The sequence below is a fragment of the Curtobacterium sp. YC1 genome, from assembly GCF_016267665.1.
Classification (GTDB): domain Bacteria; phylum Actinomycetota; class Actinomycetes; order Actinomycetales; family Microbacteriaceae; genus Curtobacterium.
Map to the genome: position 1 here is coordinate 2,962,578 of NZ_CP066341.1, position 18,961 is coordinate 2,981,538.

The window sequence follows — 18,961 nt, forward strand, 5'->3', positions numbered from 1 at the left end:
TCACTCGCACGCCGGTGTGCGCCTCGGATCACCGACGGCGGCCAGGTCCGCAGGGTCAGCGCGCGCGACGGGCGCGCGCCCGCAGGGCCAGGGCGACGCCCGCGAACCCGCCAGCGCTCGCGACCAGGAGCCCCGCGCCGGTCCACCCGATCGCCGCGGGGGCGTCGCGGATCAGCACGCTGAGGACCAGGCCGAGTCCCACGGAGACCCCGGTCCAGACGAGGGTGAGCGCCGGCTCGCTCCACCGCGGAGCCGTCAGCGCTGCTCGGTCGATCGGGAGCCCGCGATCGGAACGGCTCCGGGCCGACTCGGCGCGGTCGCGGATCGTCAAGCCGATCAGCGGCCCCCAGACGGCGACCGCTCCGGTGCTGCCCTCGGGGACGACGACGAGGATGACGGCGAACGACGCGACCATCCCGGCGAGGTACCACCACGGGAACAGGTCGCGGAGCGGTGCCGGCCAGCGGTCGGAGCGTCCAGGCTGCCGCACGCGCCCCTCGTCGGTGTCGTTCACCACGGCCCCTCTCCCCACACGGGCTTCCCACATCGTGCTGGACGGCCCGGCGGTGGCCGTCCCACGGCGGGGGCTCACCGGTCGATCGGTCGCCCACGCTCCCCGCTCGCCCAGCCCGTGTCTGCCGTGTCCCCGACGTGGAGCGCCAGCGTCCCGCCACGCGTGACGAACGACGCCGGCACCCACGACCGCTCGTGCGTCCACCCGTTCAACCGGGCTCCCTGCACGTACTGCTCGGTGCCGGAGGACCGGATGACGATCCGCTCCCCGCTCGACCGCCGGATCTCGACCGTGCTGAAGGTCGGGCTGCCGATGAGCATCTCCGCCCGCCCCGGCGTCTGCGGGAACAGTCCGATCGAGGCGAAGACGTACCAGGCGCTCATCGTGCCGAGGTCGTCGTTGCCCGGCAGCCCGTCCGGCCCGGTCGAGTAGGCGTCGTCGACGACCCGTCGCACGGTCTCCTGCGTCTTCCACGGCTTGCCGAGCGCGTTGTACATCCACGGCGTGTGGATGTCGGGCTCGTTCGTCGGGTCGAACCTGGTGGCGTCGCGACCGGTGACGGCCCAGTTGCCCGAGGCGTCGTGGAAGAAGGCGTCGAGGCGGGTGACGGCGGCGGCGTCACCACCGAGCGCGGACGACAGCCCCCGCACGTCCTGCGGCACGAGCCACGTGTACTGGGCGCTGGTGCCCTGCGCGAAGCCGGTCCCGGTGGACGGCGACCAGCCCGGCGTCCACGACCCGTCGGCCTGGCGTGCGGCCTGGTGTCCGACAGCGGCGTTGAAGGTGTTCTCCCAGTACGTGCCACGCTCGGCGAACATCCGGGCGTCGGAGCGCAGGCCCATCGACCCCGCCCAGTACCCGAGGGCACTGTCGGAGATCGAGTTCTCGAGGGTCTCGGCGGCCCCGCCCCAGCACGAGCAGTCGTCGTTCGCGGCGTACTGCCGTTCCAGGTACTCGTCGAGCGCCGGCCGCTGCGCCAGGCACTGGCCCGGGCACCCGATGTCGCTCTCGGCGTCGGTGTTCTCGACGGTCGCCTGCCGCTTCAGCGAGGCGTAGGCGGCTCGGACGTCGAAGTTCCGGACACCCATCGCGTACCAGGTGGCCAGCGTCGCGGCAGAGGGATCGCCGGTCATCACGTGCGTCGGCGCGCCGAGGTGCAGCCACCGGTCCCACACGCCGCCGTTCTGCTCGGCGAACCGCAGCATCGACTGCGCCATGTCCCCGGCGACGTCCGGCCGCAGCAGCGCGAGCAGCTGGATCTGCGCCCGGTACTGGTCCCACCCCGAGTACGTGCCGTAGACGGCCCGGTGGCCCCGGTCCTTCCGGTGGACCTGCAGGTCCGGTCCCAGGTACCGCCCGTCGCGATCGTTCAGCGTGTTCGGCTGCATGAGTGCGTGGTAGACGGACGTGTACAGCTGGGTGGTCCGGTCCGCCGTGCCGCCGCCGACCCGCAGGCGCGACAGCTCTCGGTTCCAGGAGGCCCGGGTGCCGGCCGCCACGCTGGCGACGGTCGACCGCTTGGTCACCTCAGCGTCGCGGTTCGCGACCGCACCGGCTGCACTCACGTACGAGATCCCGATGCGCGCGGTGACGGTCGCGCCGCGACGCGCGTCGAACCCGACCCACGCGCCGGAGCCGCGTCCGGCGCGGTCGGCGCCGGTCAGGTACCCCTCCCCACCGGAGGAGGCCGTGCCTCCCGGCCGGACCTCGCCGTCCTTCCAGGTGCCGGTACTCGCGAAGGCCGTGTCGAAGGTCGCCGTGAAGTAGATGCGGTAGTAGCTGCGCCGGTCGGGGTTCGTGGCGCCGCCGCCGTTGGCGCGGCGGCTGCAGAAGCCGCCGGTCAGGACGCTGCCGCTGACCGTGCGGGTGCGCGGGTCGACCCGGGTGGTCGCGGCCTCGCTGCCGTTGATCGAGTTCGACGTGCGGAAGAGCAGGTTCGCGTCCTTGCCAGCGGGGAACGTGAACGCGCCCACGCCGGCACGGGTCGTCACGGCGAGGTCGGTGCGGACACCGTTGTCGAGCGCGACGCCGTACCGGCCGGGGCTCGCGTGCTCGTCGTCGTGCGAGTAGCCGGCCGCGTAGACGGCGTCCTTCGAGTCGGCGGACGGCGAGGTCGTGACCGGGGTGGTGACCGGCATGATCGGGACGTCCCCGGCCGCACCCGGCGCGCACCCGGCACCGTTCAGGTGGGTCAGGCTGAAGCCACGCAGCCGGTTCACGTCGTACGAGTAGCCGTTCGCGACCGGGGTCGAGGTCTGGTCGCCCGCGGTGCCGGTCGGGCTCCACTGCATCATGCCGAACGGCGCGGTGGCGCCGGGCCACGTGTTGCCGTCGCCGCTCGTGCCGATGAAGGGGTCGACGTACCGGGCGGGGTCCGTGACCGGTCGGCCGACGTGCGCGGCGGGCGAGGCCTCTGCGGGGGCCGCGACGACCCCGGTGCCGAGGAGGGCGGCGATCGCGGCCACCGCGACGAGCGGCAGGGGGCGGACGAGCGGGCGGCGGTGCACGCGAGATCGGTTCACGTCCGTGACGCTAGACCCCTCGGACGGGGGACGCGCGAACGGACACCGAGCGCTCTCCCGCTGTTCACGTCGGGTTCGGCGGCGGGCCCGGCCCCGCCCGGTCAGACGACGGTACGCGCGGCGACCTCGTCGACGAAGGTGCGGACCCGCTGCCGGAACACCGGGTCGGCGGCGGCCCCGCGGACGGGCACGACGTGCAGCCGCCGGTCCCCCCGGCGCAGCGCCGGCCCGACGAACACCCCCTCGGCGACGTCCGACGCGGTGGCCGACCAGAGCGTCGAGCGAGCGCCGTCCTCCGCGGTCCGGGCCATGCTGCGGGCGATCACGCCGCCGAGGCGCTGCGTGAGGGTCTCGGCCTGGTCGTTCATCCCCGTCGCCGCGATGCCGGGGTGTGCGATGACCGAGCGGACGTCCGAGCCGGCCGCGCGGAGCCGCTCACCGAGGTCGACCGCGAGCGCCGTCGCCGCCGTCTTCGAGTCGGTGTACACGGCGAGCTGGGAGTAGTCGCTCGGATCGTCCACCCCGCCCGGCGCGGGCACGCGGCGGATGCGCTGCGACAGGTTCGACCCGACGAGGACGACCCGGGGCGACGGTCCGCCGAGCACCGGGAGCATCGCGTCGGCGAGCACCGCCGGGCCGACGACGTTGGTGGCCCAGGTGCGCTCGATGCCCTCGTCCGTCAACCCGAACGCGCCCAACGTCGCGCCGGCGTTGTTGACGAGGGCGTCCACGCCGATGCCGTCCGCCACGAGCTGCCGGGCGAACGCCGTGACCGAGGCGACCGATGCGGTGTCGACGAGCCGCGCCTCCAGGCCGACGGGCAGGACGCGAGCCGCCTTGTCGGTATTGCGGACCGCCGCGATGACGCGCGCTCCGGCGGCTGCGAGCCGGGTCGCGACCACCAGCCCGAGTCCACCGGTCGCGCCGGTGACCACCACGGTCCGGCCGCGCTGGTCGGGCATCGCGGACGGTTCCCACTCGAAGGTGTCCATCGTCGTCTCCTGCTCACTCGTCGTCTGTAATCGGATGATCCATCCGGAACGCTAGCACAAGCGGATAGAGTGTCCGTATGACGATCGCGATGGCTCGACCCGAAGCGCTGCGCTCCGATGCGCAGCGCAACCGGACCGCGCTGCTCGACGTCGCCCGGTCGTACCTCGATCGGGGCGAGCAGCCGCTCCTCAACGCCGTCGCGCACGAGGCCGGCGTGGGTGTCGGGACCGCCTACCGGCACTTCCCGTCGCAGCAGCACCTGCTCGAGGCACTCGCGATCGACGCGCTCGAGGACATGCTCGACCTCGTCCGCGTCGCCGTCGCACTGCCCCACGCGGCGGACGCGCTCCGGGGGGTCGTGACGGCTGCGTTCCGGAGCATGGTCGACGATGCCGCCCTCGGCGACCTGCTGACCAACGGCGGGTTCTCGTGCGCCGACACCGCGGCGCTCGCGGGCGACCTGGTCGAGTCCGTCGACGCGCTGCTCGCACGGGCGCGGGCCGAGGGGCTCGTCCGTGCCGACGTCGACGCGGACGACCTGCGACGCCTGCTGTGCGGGATGCGGGCGGCCGCCGTGGCGGGCGGCTCCCGGGTGCACGACGCCGAGCGCTACGTCGAGGTGCTGCTGGCGGGCCTCCGCCCGCCCTGACCACCGCCCTCGCGCCCCGCGTGCCTCGCTGTCAGGATGGGCGCATGAGCGTCATGGTCTCCGTCTTCGATGCACAGCGCGTCCGCACGAGCGAGAAGTACACGGCCTACCCGCCCGACGTCCTGCCGATGTTCGTCGCGGAGATGGACTCGGTGCCGGCCGAGCCGGTGCGCGAGGCCCTCGTCGCCGCCGTCACGAACGGCGACACCGGGTACGTCGGGCACGGCCGTGCGCTGCCGGAGGCCTTCGCCGACTTCGCGGGGAGCCGGTGGTCGTGGCGGGTCGACCCCGACCTGGTCCGCACCACCACGGACGTCTCGGTCGCGGCGGTCGAGGTGCTGCGACGGGTCATCGAGCCCGGCGACCAGGTCGTGATCATGCCGCCCGTCTACCCGCCGTTCTGGGAGTACGTGTCCGAGGCCGGCGGCACGGTCACCGAGGTCCCGCTGCTGGCGCCGGAGGGCCCCGCGGACCCGTTCGACACGACGGCCGGGTGGCGGATGGACCTGGACGGGATCGCGCAGGCCTTCGCCGACGGTGCTCGCACGGTGCTCCTCTGCAACCCGCACAACCCGCTCGGCCTCGTGCACGACCGGGCATCGCTCACCGCGCTCGCGCAGCTGGCCGCCGAGTGGGACGCGGTCGTGGTGTCGGACGAGATCCACGCACCGCTCGTGCACGCCGACGCCGTGTTCATCCCGTTCCTCGACTCCTGCCCGGAGGCCGCGGCGCTCGGCGTCGCACTGACGAGTGCCAGCAAGGCGTGGAACCTGGCCGGCACCAAGTGCGCCCTGATGGTCGGCGCCTCGGAGCGGGCACGCGGGTGGTTCGACGGACTGCCCGGTGAGGTCGTCGAGCGCACCGGCATCCTCGGCTACACCGCGAGCATCGCCGCGTTCCGCGAGGGCGAGCCGTGGTTGGCGTCGCTGCTGACCGAGCTCGCGGCGAACCGGCGCACCCTGGCCGAGCGCATCGGCGAGGCACTGCCCGGCGCCGGGTACCGGCAGCCGCAGGCGTCCTACCTGGCGTGGCTCGACCTCCGTGCGCTGCCGTGGGGCGACGACCCCGCGGTGGCGCTGGTCGAGCAGGCGAAGGTGGCACTCGCCTCCGGCCCGGCGTTCGGGCGGCAGGGCCGGGGCTTCGCGCGGCTGAACTTCGGCTGCTCGGCGGAGACCCTCGACGAGGGGCTCAGCCGGCTCGCCGCAGCAGCCCGGGCCTGAACTCGGACCCGGGGCCTACTCGAAGCGCTGCCAGGCCGGCTTGTTCGCGTACGTGTACCGGTAGTAGTCAGCGAGCTGCAGGCCAGCTGCCGCTTCCTCGTCGACCACGACGGTCGCGTGCTCGTGCAGCTGCAGCGCGGAGCCGGGCACGAACGACGACAGCGGCCCCTCGACCGCGGCGGCGACCGCGGCGGCCTTCGAGGAGCCCTGGGCGACGAGCACGAGCTCGCGCGCTTCGAGGATGGTGCCGAGCCCCTGCGTCATGCAGTGCGTCGGGACCTGCTCCGGGGCGTCGAAGAATCGCGCGTTGGCGTCGCGCGTCGACGGTGCGAGGGTCTTGATGCGGGTACGCGAGGCGAACGACGACGTCGGCTCGTTGAAGCCGATGTGCCCGTTGGCACCGATGCCGAGGATCTGCACGTCGATGCCACCTGCTGCGCGGATCGCGGCGTCGTACTCCTTCGCGGCGAACTCCAGGTCGGCGGCGCGGCCGTCCGGCACCCGCACGCGCGAGGCGTCGAAGCCGAGGGGCGCCACGACGTCACGCGCGATGACGCTCGCGTAGGACTCCGGGTGCTCGAGCGGGATCCCGACGTACTCGTCGAGCGCGAACCCGCGTGCCTCGGCGAACGAGATCTCGCCGGCGGCGACGCGACGCTGCAGGTCGGCGTAGATGCCCTGCGGGCTGGACCCGGTGGCGAGACCGATGACGGCGGACGGCTTCTTGGCGACGACGGACGCGATCTTGGCCGCAGCGACGCGACCGACCTCGTCCGGCGTGGGCAGGATGATGATCTCCACGCTGTCATGCTACTGGTCATGACCAGTCCGCGACAGGGGTGGATCGGTAGCGTGGGGGCATGCCGACCCCCGACTTCGTCCTGGCCCTCCGCGAGCAGATCGGCACCGCCCCGCTCTGGCTGACCGGCGTGACGGCCGTGGTGACGCGCGGCTCCGGCCCCGACCGGGAACTGCTCGTGGTCCGACGCGCCGACTCCGGCGCCTGCACGCCCGTGACGGGCATCGTCGACCCCGGGGAGGAACCCGCCGTCGCCGCCGAACGCGAGGTCCTGGAGGAAGCCGACGTCGTCGCCGTCGCGGAACGGCTGGCGTGGGTGCAGGTCCTGCCGGAGATGACGTACCCGAACGGCGACCGCGCGCAGTACCTCGACCTGGTGTTCGCCTGCCGCTGGGTCTCGGGGACGCCGTTCCCCGCCGACGGCGAGAACACCGAGGCGTTCTGGGCCCGGCTCGACGACCTGCCCGAGATGCCGGCGACCATGACGGCACGCATCGAGGCCGTCCTGGCCGACGAACCCGCCGCACGCTTCCAGCGCTGAGCAGCCCCGCGCCTCCCGTCGGTCCGTCCGACCTCTCGGGCACAGCGACAGTTCACGCGCCTCGTCACGCGTGGAGTGTCGCTCAGCGCGAAAACACGCCGCCGCGGCGGGGCTGACCCGGGCTGCGTCAGGCGCCGAGCTCCACGAGCACCCGCGGGATCTCCGTCACGAGCTCGCTCGCCAGGTAGCCGAGCGGTCCGACCTGCACCGCGAGCCGGTCGCCCGCGGCAGCGTGCACGTACGACGCCCACGCCACCGCCTGTGCCGGGTCCGCGCCACGGGCCAGGAGCCCGGTCACCGCGCCGGAGAGCACGTCACCGCTCCCGCTCGTGCCGAGCCCGCCGGAGCCGGTGCCCTTGAGCCAGCCCCGACCCTGCGGCGTCGCGATCGCGTCACCGAGGGCGACGACCGCGCCGAACCGCTGGGCGATCGCCGAGGCGTCGGCCATGTCGTCGTCACCGCACTCCCGACCGAGCAGCCGTTCGGCCTCGCCGGAGTTCGGCGTCATCACCAGGCGGCCCCGCAGCGGCTCCAGCCGGTCGCGCACGTCGGCGGCGACACCGAGGGCGAAGGCGTCGAGCACCACCAGGGTCTGCGGGCCGACGACGTCCGCCAGTCCGGCGACCAGGTCGCGGCTGCCGTCCGGTTCGTCGAGCCCGGGCCCGACCAGCACGGCGTCGGCACTCGCCGCGGCGGCCGCGATGCCCTCGATGGCGCCCTGCGCGATGTGCCCGTCCTGGTCCTCGTCGAGCGGCTCGACGCCGGACTCGGGTACCGTGACCGCGACCTCGTTCGCCACGCTCCGCCCCACCGCCAGGGTGAGCCGTCCGGCGCCGACCCGCAGCGCGGCGAGCGCCGAGAGCACCGCCGCCCCGGGGGTACGGGCGGCACCGCCGACGACGAGGACCTGGCCGCGGCCGTACTTGCCGGCACCGGCGTCCGGCAGGGGCCAGTCGCGCAGGAAGTTCGGGGAGATCGTGTCAACGGACATGGGCGTCGTCCTTCCGGCCGGTGTGCTGCGTGATCTCGTCGTCGTCGAGGTGCCCGACGGACGAGAACTCCTCGAGCGTCCAGGGCGAACCGGCCCCGTCGCGTCGGAGTCGGGTGAGCGAGGCGTTCGCGACGGCGTGGGTCCGCGCGAACTCCATGAGGGTCGGCTCGTCGAGGTCGAGGCAGACCGCGACGGTCAGCGTGACGACGGCGTCGTGTGCGGCGATCACCAGTCGTTCCGGACCCTCGAGCCGGTCGACGTCGACCATGGCGGACCGCAGGCGGAGCATCACGTCGGCCCAGGACTCCCCGCCGGCCGGACGGTGGTAGTACTTGCCGAGCCACTGCCGACGACGCTCCTCGTCGGGGTGGCGGTTCCGGACCCCCTGCAGGGTGAGCAGGTCGAGGACGCCGAGCTCGCGGTCCCGGAGCCGCTCGTCCACCCGCCGGTCCGGTTCTGTCAGGCCGGCGGCGTCGAGTGCGATCGCGATGGTCTGCTGCGCCCGCAGGTACGGCGACACCCACAGCGCGACGGGTACGTCGTCGAAGCCCCGTTCGGCGAGTTCCGCGCCGAGCGCCCGCGACTGCTCCTGGCCGAGGTCGCTGAGCGGCACGTCCGCGTCGCGGTGGTCGATCGCGATCACGTCGTCCCCCGCGGCCTCCGCCCGGGCTGCTGCGACGTTCGCGACCGATTCACCGTGGCGGACGAGCCAGATCTCCTGCACTGCCATGCCGCCACGCTAGTCAGACGCCGCTGGGCCGGTTCACCGTCCGCGACGGACCGCACCCGCGACACGGCGCCCGACGGGCCGCCACGCGGCGCCTGACGGGCCGCAAGCCGCACGGCGCCCGACGGGCCGCACACACGACACGGCGCCGGACGGGACGCACCCGTGTCCCGTCCGGCGCCGCGGTCGTTCCCCCACCGGGGGGGGCGGCGGGCCCGCTGCCTCAGGCCCGACGCACGCGCACCGTCACGAGCTCGAACGGACGGAGCGTCAACGAGACCGGCGTGCCCGCGTCCCAGCTGGCCCCCACGGGCCGCTCGAGCAGGTCGACCACGGTGACCGACGCGTCGTCGAACCCGAAGTCCACCGCCACGTCACTCGCCCGGCCGCCGAGTCCCTCGTACAGCCGCACGACGACGTCGCCGGAGCGGTCTTCGGCGAGCTTCACGGCCTCGACGAACACCTGCGGCGACGACACCGTCACGAGCGGTGCGACCGGCGCCGACCCCTCGACGCTCCGCACCGGCAGGTTCAGCCGGTAGCCGGAGTCGGCGGCGTCGAGCACCGAGGCGCCCACCCGCAGCACCGTGCGGAACACGTGGTGCCCCTGGTCGGCGTCCGGGTCCGGGAACGTCGGACCGCGCAGCAGCGACTCGCGCACGAGCGTCGTGGTGCCGCCGTCGGCGCGGGTCTCGCGGGTGATGTCGTGCCCGTAGGTCGAGTCGTTCGCGACCGCGACCCCGAAGCCCGGCTCGGCCACGTGCACCCACCGGTGCGCCGAGGTCTCGAAGCGGGCGTGGTCCCACGAGGTGTTCTGGTGCGTGGGCCGGTCGATGTGCCCGAACTGGATCTCGCTCGAGGCCGTGGGGGCGAGCAAGTCGATGGGGAACGCGAGCTTGAGCAGCTTCTGGTGCTCGTGCCAGTCGACCTCGGTCTCGACGGTGAGTTCGGGTTCGCCCTCGACGGCGGAGTAGCGCGTGGTGAGCGTCGACGACCCGAAGGACCGCTCGACCACGAGCGTGTCCCCGTTCACCGCGACCGACGAGGCCGTCAGCACCGTGCCGTTGCGCTGGTAGGCGCGGTCGATGTCCCACGCCTCCCACTGGTTCGGGGTGTCCCGGAACACGGTGTACTCGGCCGCGGCCGCGCCGGGCGCGACGGCGTCGCGACCGCTCGCACGGTCGACGAGCGACACGACGTGGCCGGCCGCGTCGATGGTCGCCGTGACCACGCCGGTGTCGAACACGAAGCCGTCACCGGAACGGACGGGAGGCACGGGTCGCGGTGCCACGCCGAGCGAGCCTCCCAGGGCGGTCGCGTCCCCCGCCGCGACGGGCGCGGCGTTGAAGCGCACGACCGTCCCGGGGGCACCGGCGGCGGCGCCGGTTGCGTCGGCCCCCGCGGTCCCGCCCGCGGCGAGCGCCGTCGTCGCGGTGCCGATGAGCCCCTCGAGCACCTCGGCGACCCGGGCGTACTCGGCCTCGGCGTTCTCGTACACCCAGGCGATGGACGACCCCGGCAGGATGTCGTGGAACTGCTGCAGCAGGACGGTGTGCCAGGCCTGCTCGAGCTCGGCGTACGGGTACTCCGCGCCGAGGCGGACGGCGGCGGTCGCTGCCCAGAGCTCGGCCTCGCGCAGCAGGTGCTCGGACCGGCGGTTGCCCTGCTTCGTGCGGATCTGCGACGTGTACGTGCCGCGGTGGAACTCGAGGTACATCTCGCCCGACCAGACCCCCGGGGTCGGCAGGTCCTGCTCGATCTGCTCGAACACCTGCGCCGGGGTGCCGAGCGTCACGCGGGGCGACCCGTCCAGGTCGTGCTGGCGGTGCGCGGCGCCGACCATCTCGCGGGTGGGTCCGCCGCCGCCGTCGCCGAAGCCGTAGAGCAGCATCGAGGTGTTCGCGGTGCCGCGCTCCTTGTTGTTCCGTTCGCCGCGGTGCAGGTCGGCGGGCGAGACGTCGGAGTTGTAGGTGTCGGCCGGGGGCAGGTGCGTCAGGACGCGGGAGCCGTCGATGCCCTCCCAGTGGAACGAGGTGTGCGGGATGACGTTCGTCTCGTTCCACGACGGCTTCTGCGTGACGAACCACTTCGAGCCGGCGGCACGGACGATCTGCGGCAGGGCGCCCGAGTAGCCGAACGAGTCGGGCAGCCAGGCCTCGGGGGTGTCGACGCCGAACTCCTCCAGGAAGAACCGCTTGCCGGCGACGAACTGCCGGGCCAGGGCCTCGCCACCGGGCAGGTTCGTGTCCGACTCCACCCACATGCCGCCGACCGGGATCCACCGGCCCTCGGCCACCCGCTGCTTGATCCGGCCGAAGATCTCCGGGTACTCGTCGCGGATCCACGCGTACTGCTGCGCGGACGAGCAGGCGAAGGTGAAGTCGGGGTCGCGGTCCATCAGGTCGAGCACGTTCGAGAACGTCCTGGCGCACTTGCGCTTCGTCTCGCGCACCGGCCACAGCCAGGCGGAGTCGATGTGGGCGTGGCCGACCGCGACGGCACGGTGGGCGGCTGCGCTCGCCGGCACGGCCAGCGCCGGGGCGAGGGCGGCGCGGGCGTCTGCCGCGGTGCCCGGCACGTCGTCGGGGTCCAGCGCGTCCGCCGCCCGCTCGAGCGCGCGCAGGATGTCGGCGCCGCGGGTGCCGTCGGTCGGCAGCTCGGCCATCAGCCCGCGGAGCACCCACAGGTCCTGCTGCAGTTCCCACACGGTGTCGTCACGCTCGACGACCTCGAGCGCCCGCAGCCGGTAGATCGGGCGGTCACCGGCGGTGGAGCGCGACCCGAGCGGCGTCGCGCCCTGGAACGAGTCACCGCCGATGTCCGGGTTCGCGCCGGCCTCGACGTAGAGCTCGAACGGCTCGCCGGGGCCGACGGCGAGCGGCACGGCGTTGTTCCGCGGTTCGACGGCCTTGATGGTGGACCCGTCCGGGCGGAACGCGAGCCCCTCGGCCTGGAACCCCGGGTGCCGCTTGGTGAAGCCGAGGTCGACGAACAGCTCGGCCGTGGTCCCCGGCGCGGTGCCGAAGTCGGACGGCACCGTCCCGGTCACCCGGAACCAGGTCGTGCCCCACGGCCGCCCACCCCACGAGGAGCCGACCGTGAACGGTTCGTACGTCTCGCGCACGGCGGTGTCGAACGGCACCGGTTCGCCCGGCACCTCCCACGCCTCGATCATCACCGGCGCCGAGCGGCGGTGGACGGCGGGGTCGACGCGGTCGCGGACGAGGCGGGCGATGCGGGCCTCGACGAGCGGTTCGTCCTGGTGCATGTGGTTCCTTTCGAGTGGGCCGGCCGGGGCCGGCGGATCAGCCCTTGATGCCGCCGGCGAGGGCGTTGCCGCCGCCGAGGCCTCGGGACACGATCACGTAGAGGGCGATGACGGGGACGGAGTAGACGATCGAGAACGCGGCGAGCTGGCCGTACGCCACCGCCCCGTTCTGCCCGAAGAAGTTGAAGATGCTCACCGCGGCGGGCACCTGGTCGGGCGAGAGCAGCAGGACGAAGGGGACGAAGAAGTTCCCCCACGCCTGGATGAACACGAAGATGAACACGACGGCGATGCCCGGGCGCATGAGCGGCACGACGATCCGCGTCAGCGTCGTGAGCATCGAGGCACCGTCGGTCCAGGCGGCTTCTTCCAGCGAGATCGGCACCGAGTCCATGAAGTTCTTCGCCATCCAGATGGCCATGGGCAGCGAGGTCGCGGCGAGGAAGAAGATGCAGCCCCACACGTTGTCGATCAGGTTGAGCGACACGAACAGCGCGTAGACCGGCACCATCATCGCGGTGATCGGGAGGCCGGTGCCGAACAGGATGCTGTACAGGAACGGCTTGTTGACGCGCATCTTGTAGCGGGACAGCGGGTACGCGGCCAGCAGGGCGAAGACCACCGTGACGACCGCGGTGCCGCCGGACAGCAGCAGGCTGTTCGCGAGCGGGATGAACGACAGCTCCGGCGTGAGCACCTGGGTGAAGTTGTCGAGCGTGAACTGCGACGGCAGCTTCACCGACAGCGACGCCTGCGCGTCGACCGAGGCGAGCAGCAGCCAGAGCAGGGGCACCGCGAAGCAGACCGCGATGACGAGCAGCACGACGTTCGCGACCCACCGCATGGTGCGACCCCGCGGCGAGGTCATGTGCATCGAACCCGGCGCCGTGACGGCCCGGGTCGAGGTCGTGTCGTGGCGAGCGGCGGTCATGGCCATGTCAGTCCACCTCCGGCTTGAGCGCCCGGATGTAGATGACCGAGAACACCGCACCGACGATCAGCAGGATCGTCGCGATGGCGGTCCCGAATCCGAGCTGCGAGAACTTGAACGCCTCCTGGTACGCCAGGATCGGCAGGGTCGACGAGTTCGTGCCCGGTCCGCCGCCCGTCATCACGAAGATGAGGGTGAAGACCGACAGCGTCTGCAGCGTCGTGAGCATGAGGTTCGTCGAGATCGACCGGCGGATGACCGGCAGCGTGATGTAGACGAGCCGCTGCCAGCCGGTCGCGCCGTCCACCTCGGCCGACTCGGTGATCTCCTCGGGGACCTCCTGCACGGCCGCGGAGTACACGAGCATCGAGAACGCGGTGCCGCGCCAGATGTTCGCCAGGATGACGGCGAGCATCGGGTACGTGTAGAGCCAGTTCGCGCCCGTGATGCCGATGGACGCGAGGAACGCGTTGAGCGTGCCCTCGTCGTTGAAGAACGCGTACGCGGCGAACGACGCCACGATCTCGGGCAGGACCCACGCGGCCACGACGAAGGTGCCGACGACGGCCCGGACGACCTTGTTCGCCGAGCGCATGAGCAGTGCCAGGCCGAGCCCGAGCACGTTCTGCCCGACCACGGCCGAGGCCAGCAGGAACACGACGGTCAGGACGACCGACTTGGGGAAGTCCGGGTCCTGGAACAGCTCGACGTAGTTCTGGAACCCGACGAACTGCTGGTCGGCGGCGTTGGCACCGGTCAGTGCCGAGTTGGTGAACGACCCGTAGAACGACGAGATGACGGGGCCGAGCAGGAAGACGACGAGCAGGACGAGCGCGGGCAGGAGCGGGACGGCCCGGCCGACGTTGCGCAGTGGTCGCCGTCTGCGGGGGACGGGTGGATCGGTGCGCTTCGGCGCACCGGGCGCCGACAGCGTCGGCGCGAGGGGGGTGCTGGACACGGGGGTTGCCTTCCGGGTGCGGAGAGGGGTTCCGAAGGTGGGGAAGGACGGACCGGGAGGCGCGGTGCGGGACCGCGCCGCGCCTCCAGGCCGTCAGGGGGTGACGTCCGTCACCCCGCGGAGACCGTGTTCTCCTCGCCGACCACCTGCGTGACGGCCTCGTCGTAGGCGTCTGCCGCCTCCTTCGGCGACTGCTGGCCGGTCATCACCGACTCCATCGCGACCTGGATCGCGTTGGACACCTGCGAGTAGTCACTCGTCGCCGGACGGAAGTTGGTGTTCTCGACCAGACCGGAGAAGAACTCGAAGGTCGGGTTCGCGCCGGTGTACTCCGGGTCCGAGGCGACGTCCTTCCGGACGGCGATCTGGCTGTTCTCGGAGTCGTACTTGAGCGATCCGTCCTTGTCGAGGAAGGTCGTGATGAAGTCGAACGCCCCCTTCGGGTCCTTCGACTTCGCGCCGACCGCGAGCGTCCACCCGCCGGACATCGAGTTGTAGCCGGGCTCCTGGCCGTTCTGCGTCGGCATCGGCGCCTGCCCCATCACGTCGTTCCACTCGGGCCACGGCGCGGTACCGGTCTCCAGCCAGGTGCCGGACTGCCACGACCCGTCGAGGTCGATGGCGAGCTTGCCCTCCGGCAGCCACGACTGCGTGATCGTCGTACCGATGTTCGTGTCGAGCGCCTGCTGCGGGGTGGGACCGAGGTCGCCCTGGTACACGTCCTCGATGAACTGCAGCGAGTCCTCGAACTGCTCCGACCCGGTGACCCACTTCTTGTCCTGGTAGAGCGTGTTGCCGGGGCCGTCCGCGCCGTACAGCAGCATCTCGAAGCCCTGCATGGTGGACGCCTCGCCCTGGGCCTTGCCGGAGTAGATGTTGAACGGGATGACGTCCGGCTGCTGCTCCTTGATGGTCTTCGCCGCCGCGAGGACGTCGTCCCAGGTCTTCGGCTTCCACGGGACGTCGAGGCCGGCCTCCTCGAAGATGTCCTTGTTGTACCAGAGGGCACGGGTGTCGGTGCCCATCGGGATGCCGTAGGTCTTGCCGTCCTCGCCCTCGCCCGCCTGCTTGGCGTTGTCGAAGAACTGGTCCCACTCGTCCCACTTCGCGGTGTACTCGTCGAGGGGCAGCAGGTAGCCCGCCTCGGCGTCGGCCTTGATGAGGAAGGTGTCCTCGTAGATGACGTCGGGGGCGGTGGCCGGCGCCTTGTTCATGAGCGCGAGCTTGGTGGCGTAGTCGTTCTCCTGCGCCTGGATGGGCACGAGTTCGACCTTCTTGCCCGGGTGGTCCTTCTCGTACTGCTTCTTGACGACCTTCAACTGGGCGTCGAGCTGCTGGAAGGCACCGAACTTCTGGTACGCGATCTTGATCGTGTCGCTCGAGGCGGACCCCGAGCTCGAGCAGCCAGCCAGACCGACCGCGGCCACGGCCACGGCTGCGAATCCGGCGATGATGCGGGTGCGTTTCATCGGTGCTCCTTTGCACGGGTGATGTCCGCGGGCTCCATCACCCGCGCGCAAGATTAGTCCAGCGTATGGACATAACCGTGTCAAGGAGTATCTGGCGGACGGCGCGATGCGGCCTGTCCACTGCGCCCGGTCGGGGTCCGCGCTGGCTGCGACCGAGCTCCGCAGGTGGGGGTAACCCCCGGCCCGGTCCGGGTGCGCACGTGCTGTTCCGGCGCCGGCGCCGTCGCGACACTGGATCCATGACCACCGCCACGCGCCCCACCACCGCCCGCCGCTCCCTGCGGATCGCCCTCGCCTCCACCGCCGCGCTGTCCGCGCTGCTGCTGACCGCCGGCTGCAGCGTGGTCGCGGACATCGTGCCGAACAAGACCCCGACGAAGCACTTCGACACGTACGCCGACGCGCCGCGCTCCGGGGAGTCGGAGGACCTGGCGTTCTTCATGCCGGAGTGGGTGCCGGAGGACGCGGAGGACATCGACGTCCGCCTCCACGTCTCGCAGCCCGGCTACGTCATCGGGTTCTCGTCGGCGAAGGGTGTCGACGTCGGCGACTGCACGAAGCTCGACGAGCCCTACGGCGGCCCGGCGATGACCGCGGACTTCCTGCCGTCGGACCTGCCCACCACGGGACTGGTCGGCTGCGGCGACGGTCGTGCGGTCGCCGAGATCGACGGCCGCTGGTACGGCTGGACCACCGAGGAGCCGATCCCCGGTCAGGACGACACGCAGACCATGCACGGCGCGGAGCACTGAGCGCTCGCGCACCCCACCGAGTGAGCAGAAGACGCCGGGTCCGCGACGGGAACCCGGCGTCTTCTGCTCACTCAGCGCCCGACCGGGGCGCGGCGGGGGCTACTCCGCGGTCGCGGCCTTCCGACGGCGGCGGACGATCAGCACGCCCGCGCCCGCCGCGAGCAGCAGGAACGCCACCAGCGCACCAGCACCCATGCCCTCGGCACCCGTGAACGCCAACTGCCCGTCCGTCGTGATCGTGATCGGGGTCCACCCGATCAACGCCCCGTCCGCAGCGGTCACCGCCAACCGGTGCGCACCCGGCACCGTGTCCGCCGGGATCGTCACCCGCAGCGTGCCGTCCGCCGCGACCACGGCCGTGCCGATCAGTGTCGGCGACGAGTACAACCACACACGCACCGTGTCACCGGCCGACGCGGTGCCGACCGTCACCGTGATCGTCTCCCCCGCACGAGCCGTCGCCGGCGCCGAGACACCACCACGGTTCGCCTCCGTCAGAGCAGACTCCGACGGCGCCACCGGCACGACCGGCACGACCGGCTCGACCGGAGCGGTCGGAGCGGTCGGGGTCGGGGCGGTGGTCGGCGTCGGGGTCGGCTTGCCGCCACCCGGACCCGGGGTCGGCTCAGGCGTCGGGCCGGGCGTCGGACCCGGCGTCGGGCCGGGCGTCGGACCCGGCGTCGGGTCGGTGCCGGGGTCCGTGTCGCCGCCCTCGCACGGGTACGTCCCGGTGCGCAGCGAGAACCCGTCCGTGTCGTTGTCGTCGGCGTAGAACGTCGCGCGCTCCCCGTCGGTGCAGACACCCGAGATCGCGAAGCCCTCGTTGGCGAGCGTGCGGTCGGCGCTCGACGGCGCCTCGTACAGCGTCGTGGCGGTGAAGGCGCCGTCGGCGACCTCGTACAGCGCGGTCCGACCGGCGCACACCTCGTCGCAGACCACCCAGAGCGCGTCGAGCGTCGGGTCGAACTGCACGTCGGCGACGACGGCGAGCGAGGTCGCGATCGTGGCGACCCGCTGCGCCGAGCCGTCGTCCATCAGGGCGTAGGCGTACACGCTCGCGGTGCCCTCGACCCCGACGAAGAACAGGCCCTCGCCGTGCCCGGCGTAGGTCGACGGGGCGTACGCCGCACCGGTGCGCTCGTCGACGAAGCCGTGCTCGGTGAGCCAGGTGTCCGGGATCCAGGTGACGCCCTCGAGCCCGGCGTTCGCGCCCAGGCCCGGGAAGTCCGCGGCCAGGTTCCACTCGTCGGTCGCCCGGAGTGTGGCCTCGGAGCCGTCGGTCGTGGCGTAGCGCAGCACCGACGGGCGGCTCGTCTTCGACACGTCGTTGTCACGCTCGGTCGACACGTAGACGGCACCGGGGTCGTCGCTCGTGACGGTCACGCCCTCGGCGTCCGGGGTACCGGTGCCGTCGGCGTACCGCAGGTCGGTGCCCGCGGCGTTCGACGGCGCCCAGCCGCCCTCGCCGTCCGAGGTCAGGTGGTAGAGCAGCCCGTCGCCGTTCTGCACGGCCCAGAGCTGCCCGTCCCGCGACGCCGTCGAGGTCGTCCAGTCCAGGCCGCTCAGGTCACCGGCGAAGGTGCCCTCGTCGTCGAGCACGGTCTCGTCCGCGCCGCCGGGCCAGGCCTCGGCGGTCACGACGCCCGCGAACCGGTTGGCCGCACCCTTCGTCGGCTCCGCGGTCTCCGCGAAGTCGCCGGTGCCGTCGGGGTTCCGGCCGGTCGTCGTGGCGGCGTGCGCCGTCCACGAGGTCGAGTCGACGACCACGCCCCGGGTGTCGGACAGCCGCACGGCGTCCGCCCCGCCGAGCCCGAAACCGAAGTCCGCCTCGTCGAGCACGGTGAAGCCCCCGGCCGCGACGGTCGTGCCGGCGGGGATCGTCCACGTGTGGTCGTCCTCGCTGTCGCGCAGCACGTACCCGCCCAGGTCGACGGTCACGCTGCCGATGTTGGTCAGCTCCACCCAGTCACCCGGGGTGCCGCCCTGCGACTCGACCTCGTTGATCCGGACGGGCGAGGAGCAGTCGTTCGCCGCCCCCTTGGTCGAGGCCGTGGTGTCCACGAGCGGTCCGACGCCGTCGGCGCAGCGGCCGTACGTGACACCCGCGTGGGTCGTCCACGCGTACCGGAGCACCAGGGTGCCGGCGGGGTCGTACAGGCGCACCGCATCGGCACCGCCGAGCCCGAAGTCGAATCCGGGCGCCGTGGCCGAGACCTGATCGACGACGACGTGCCCGCCGGGCGCGATGGTCGAGCCGCTCGGCAGGACGTACGCCTCGTGCGAGCTGTCGGAGTCGAGGAACGCGTACCCGGACAGGTCGATCGCAGTGCCCGAGGTGTTCGCGAGCTCCACCCAGTCGGTGTCGTCGCCGTTCGACTCGACCTCGTTCACGACGAGGCCGTTCGGTGCGGCGGCGCCGATGGTCGGGTCGTCGTCACCGACGGCGGCGAGGGCCGGGGTCGCCGTGACGACGCCGCCGGCGACGACCATCGCGGTCGCGATGGCCGCACCGATCCGCAGCGTGGGCGGGCGCAGGGCAGGAACGCGCATGCAGGGTCCTTCTCGGGGAGGGCGGGGAGGGAGACCTGCACGACTGTTCAGCACCTGGGCGTCCGGGCGGTGGCGTC

The 18,961-nt window shown here is 72.5% G+C and carries 15 protein-coding genes; 4 read left to right on the forward strand and 11 right to left on the reverse strand.

Features of this window, described 5'->3' with window-relative positions; all coding sequences use genetic code 11:
- Window positions 1–55 precede the first annotated feature (55 nt).
- The 3 genes from I8920_RS14010 to I8920_RS14020 all read right to left on the reverse strand — a co-directional run bounded on the left by I8920_RS14010 (window position 56) and on the right by I8920_RS14020 (window position 4,028).
- Window positions 56–514 carry a hypothetical protein gene (locus tag I8920_RS14010; protein ID WP_198656903.1) on the reverse strand — a complete coding sequence of 153 codons (459 nt, stop codon included), beginning with the start codon at window positions 512–514 and terminating at the stop codon, window positions 56–58.
- Between the two features lie 74 nt (window positions 515–588).
- Window positions 589–3,036, reverse strand: a complete 2,448-nt coding sequence (locus I8920_RS14015; protein WP_232832752.1) for a GH92 family glycosyl hydrolase — start codon at window positions 3,034–3,036, stop codon at window positions 589–591.
- A 101-nt stretch (window positions 3,037–3,137) separates the two neighbouring features.
- Window positions 3,138–4,028: an SDR family NAD(P)-dependent oxidoreductase gene (locus I8920_RS14020; protein ID WP_198656904.1), complete on the reverse strand. Its 891-nt coding sequence runs from the start codon at window positions 4,026–4,028 to the stop codon at window positions 3,138–3,140.
- A gap of 77 nt (window positions 4,029–4,105) precedes the next feature.
- Between I8920_RS14020 and I8920_RS14025 the strand changes: the two genes are divergently transcribed.
- Window positions 4,106–4,678, forward strand: coding sequence for a TetR/AcrR family transcriptional regulator (locus I8920_RS14025; RefSeq protein WP_198656905.1), 573 nt, complete (start codon window positions 4,106–4,108; stop codon window positions 4,676–4,678).
- Between the two features lie 44 nt (window positions 4,679–4,722).
- On the forward strand, window positions 4,723–5,898 hold the full coding sequence (locus I8920_RS14030) for a MalY/PatB family protein (protein ID WP_198656906.1): 1,176 nt from the start codon (window positions 4,723–4,725) through the stop codon (window positions 5,896–5,898).
- 15 nt (window positions 5,899–5,913) lie between these two features.
- On the opposite strand, the gene nagB is transcribed toward I8920_RS14030, so the two are convergent.
- Window positions 5,914–6,699, reverse strand: a complete 786-nt coding sequence (nagB, locus tag I8920_RS14035) for a glucosamine-6-phosphate deaminase (RefSeq protein ID WP_198656907.1) — start codon at window positions 6,697–6,699, stop codon at window positions 5,914–5,916.
- A 59-nt stretch (window positions 6,700–6,758) separates the two neighbouring features.
- On the opposite strand from nagB, the gene I8920_RS14040 reads away from it, so the two are divergent.
- Window positions 6,759–7,238, forward strand: coding sequence for an NUDIX hydrolase (locus I8920_RS14040; protein WP_198656908.1), 480 nt, complete (start codon window positions 6,759–6,761; stop codon window positions 7,236–7,238).
- 127 nt (window positions 7,239–7,365) lie between these two features.
- Here I8920_RS14040 and I8920_RS14045 read toward each other — a convergent pair whose 3' ends face one another.
- From I8920_RS14045 to I8920_RS14070, 6 genes are all read right to left on the reverse strand, one after another.
- Window positions 7,366–8,229 (reverse strand): NAD(P)H-hydrate dehydratase, encoded by an 864-nt coding sequence (locus tag I8920_RS14045; protein ID WP_198656909.1) that lies wholly within the window; start codon window positions 8,227–8,229, stop codon window positions 7,366–7,368.
- On the reverse strand, window positions 8,219–8,959 hold the full coding sequence (locus tag I8920_RS14050; RefSeq protein WP_198656910.1) for a histidine phosphatase family protein: 741 nt from the start codon (window positions 8,957–8,959) through the stop codon (window positions 8,219–8,221). The genes I8920_RS14045 and I8920_RS14050 overlap by 11 nt, the downstream gene beginning before the upstream one ends.
- 220 nt (window positions 8,960–9,179) lie before the next feature.
- Complete coding sequence (locus tag I8920_RS14055; protein ID WP_198656911.1) at window positions 9,180–12,224, reverse strand: alpha-mannosidase; 3,045 nt, start codon at window positions 12,222–12,224, stop codon at window positions 9,180–9,182.
- A 37-nt stretch (window positions 12,225–12,261) separates the two neighbouring features.
- A complete protein-coding gene (locus tag I8920_RS14060) occupies window positions 12,262–13,155 on the reverse strand; it encodes a carbohydrate ABC transporter permease (RefSeq protein WP_372454434.1) in 894 nt (297 codons plus the stop codon).
- Between the two features lie 7 nt (window positions 13,156–13,162).
- Complete coding sequence (locus tag I8920_RS14065) at window positions 13,163–14,113, reverse strand: carbohydrate ABC transporter permease (protein WP_198656912.1); 951 nt, start codon at window positions 14,111–14,113, stop codon at window positions 13,163–13,165.
- Window positions 14,114–14,223: 110 nt separating this feature from the next.
- Window positions 14,224–15,582: an extracellular solute-binding protein gene (locus I8920_RS14070; protein ID WP_198656913.1), complete on the reverse strand. Its 1,359-nt coding sequence runs from the start codon at window positions 15,580–15,582 to the stop codon at window positions 14,224–14,226.
- A 239-nt stretch (window positions 15,583–15,821) separates the two neighbouring features.
- On the opposite strand from I8920_RS14070, the gene I8920_RS14075 reads away from it, so the two are divergent.
- On the forward strand, window positions 15,822–16,334 hold the full coding sequence (locus I8920_RS14075) for a hypothetical protein (RefSeq protein ID WP_198656914.1): 513 nt from the start codon (window positions 15,822–15,824) through the stop codon (window positions 16,332–16,334).
- A gap of 99 nt (window positions 16,335–16,433) precedes the next feature.
- Here I8920_RS14075 and I8920_RS14080 read toward each other — a convergent pair whose 3' ends face one another.
- Window positions 16,434–18,884 (reverse strand): lamin tail domain-containing protein, encoded by a 2,451-nt coding sequence (locus tag I8920_RS14080; protein WP_198656915.1) that lies wholly within the window; start codon window positions 18,882–18,884, stop codon window positions 16,434–16,436.
- Between the last annotated feature and the right edge of the window lie 77 nt (window positions 18,885–18,961).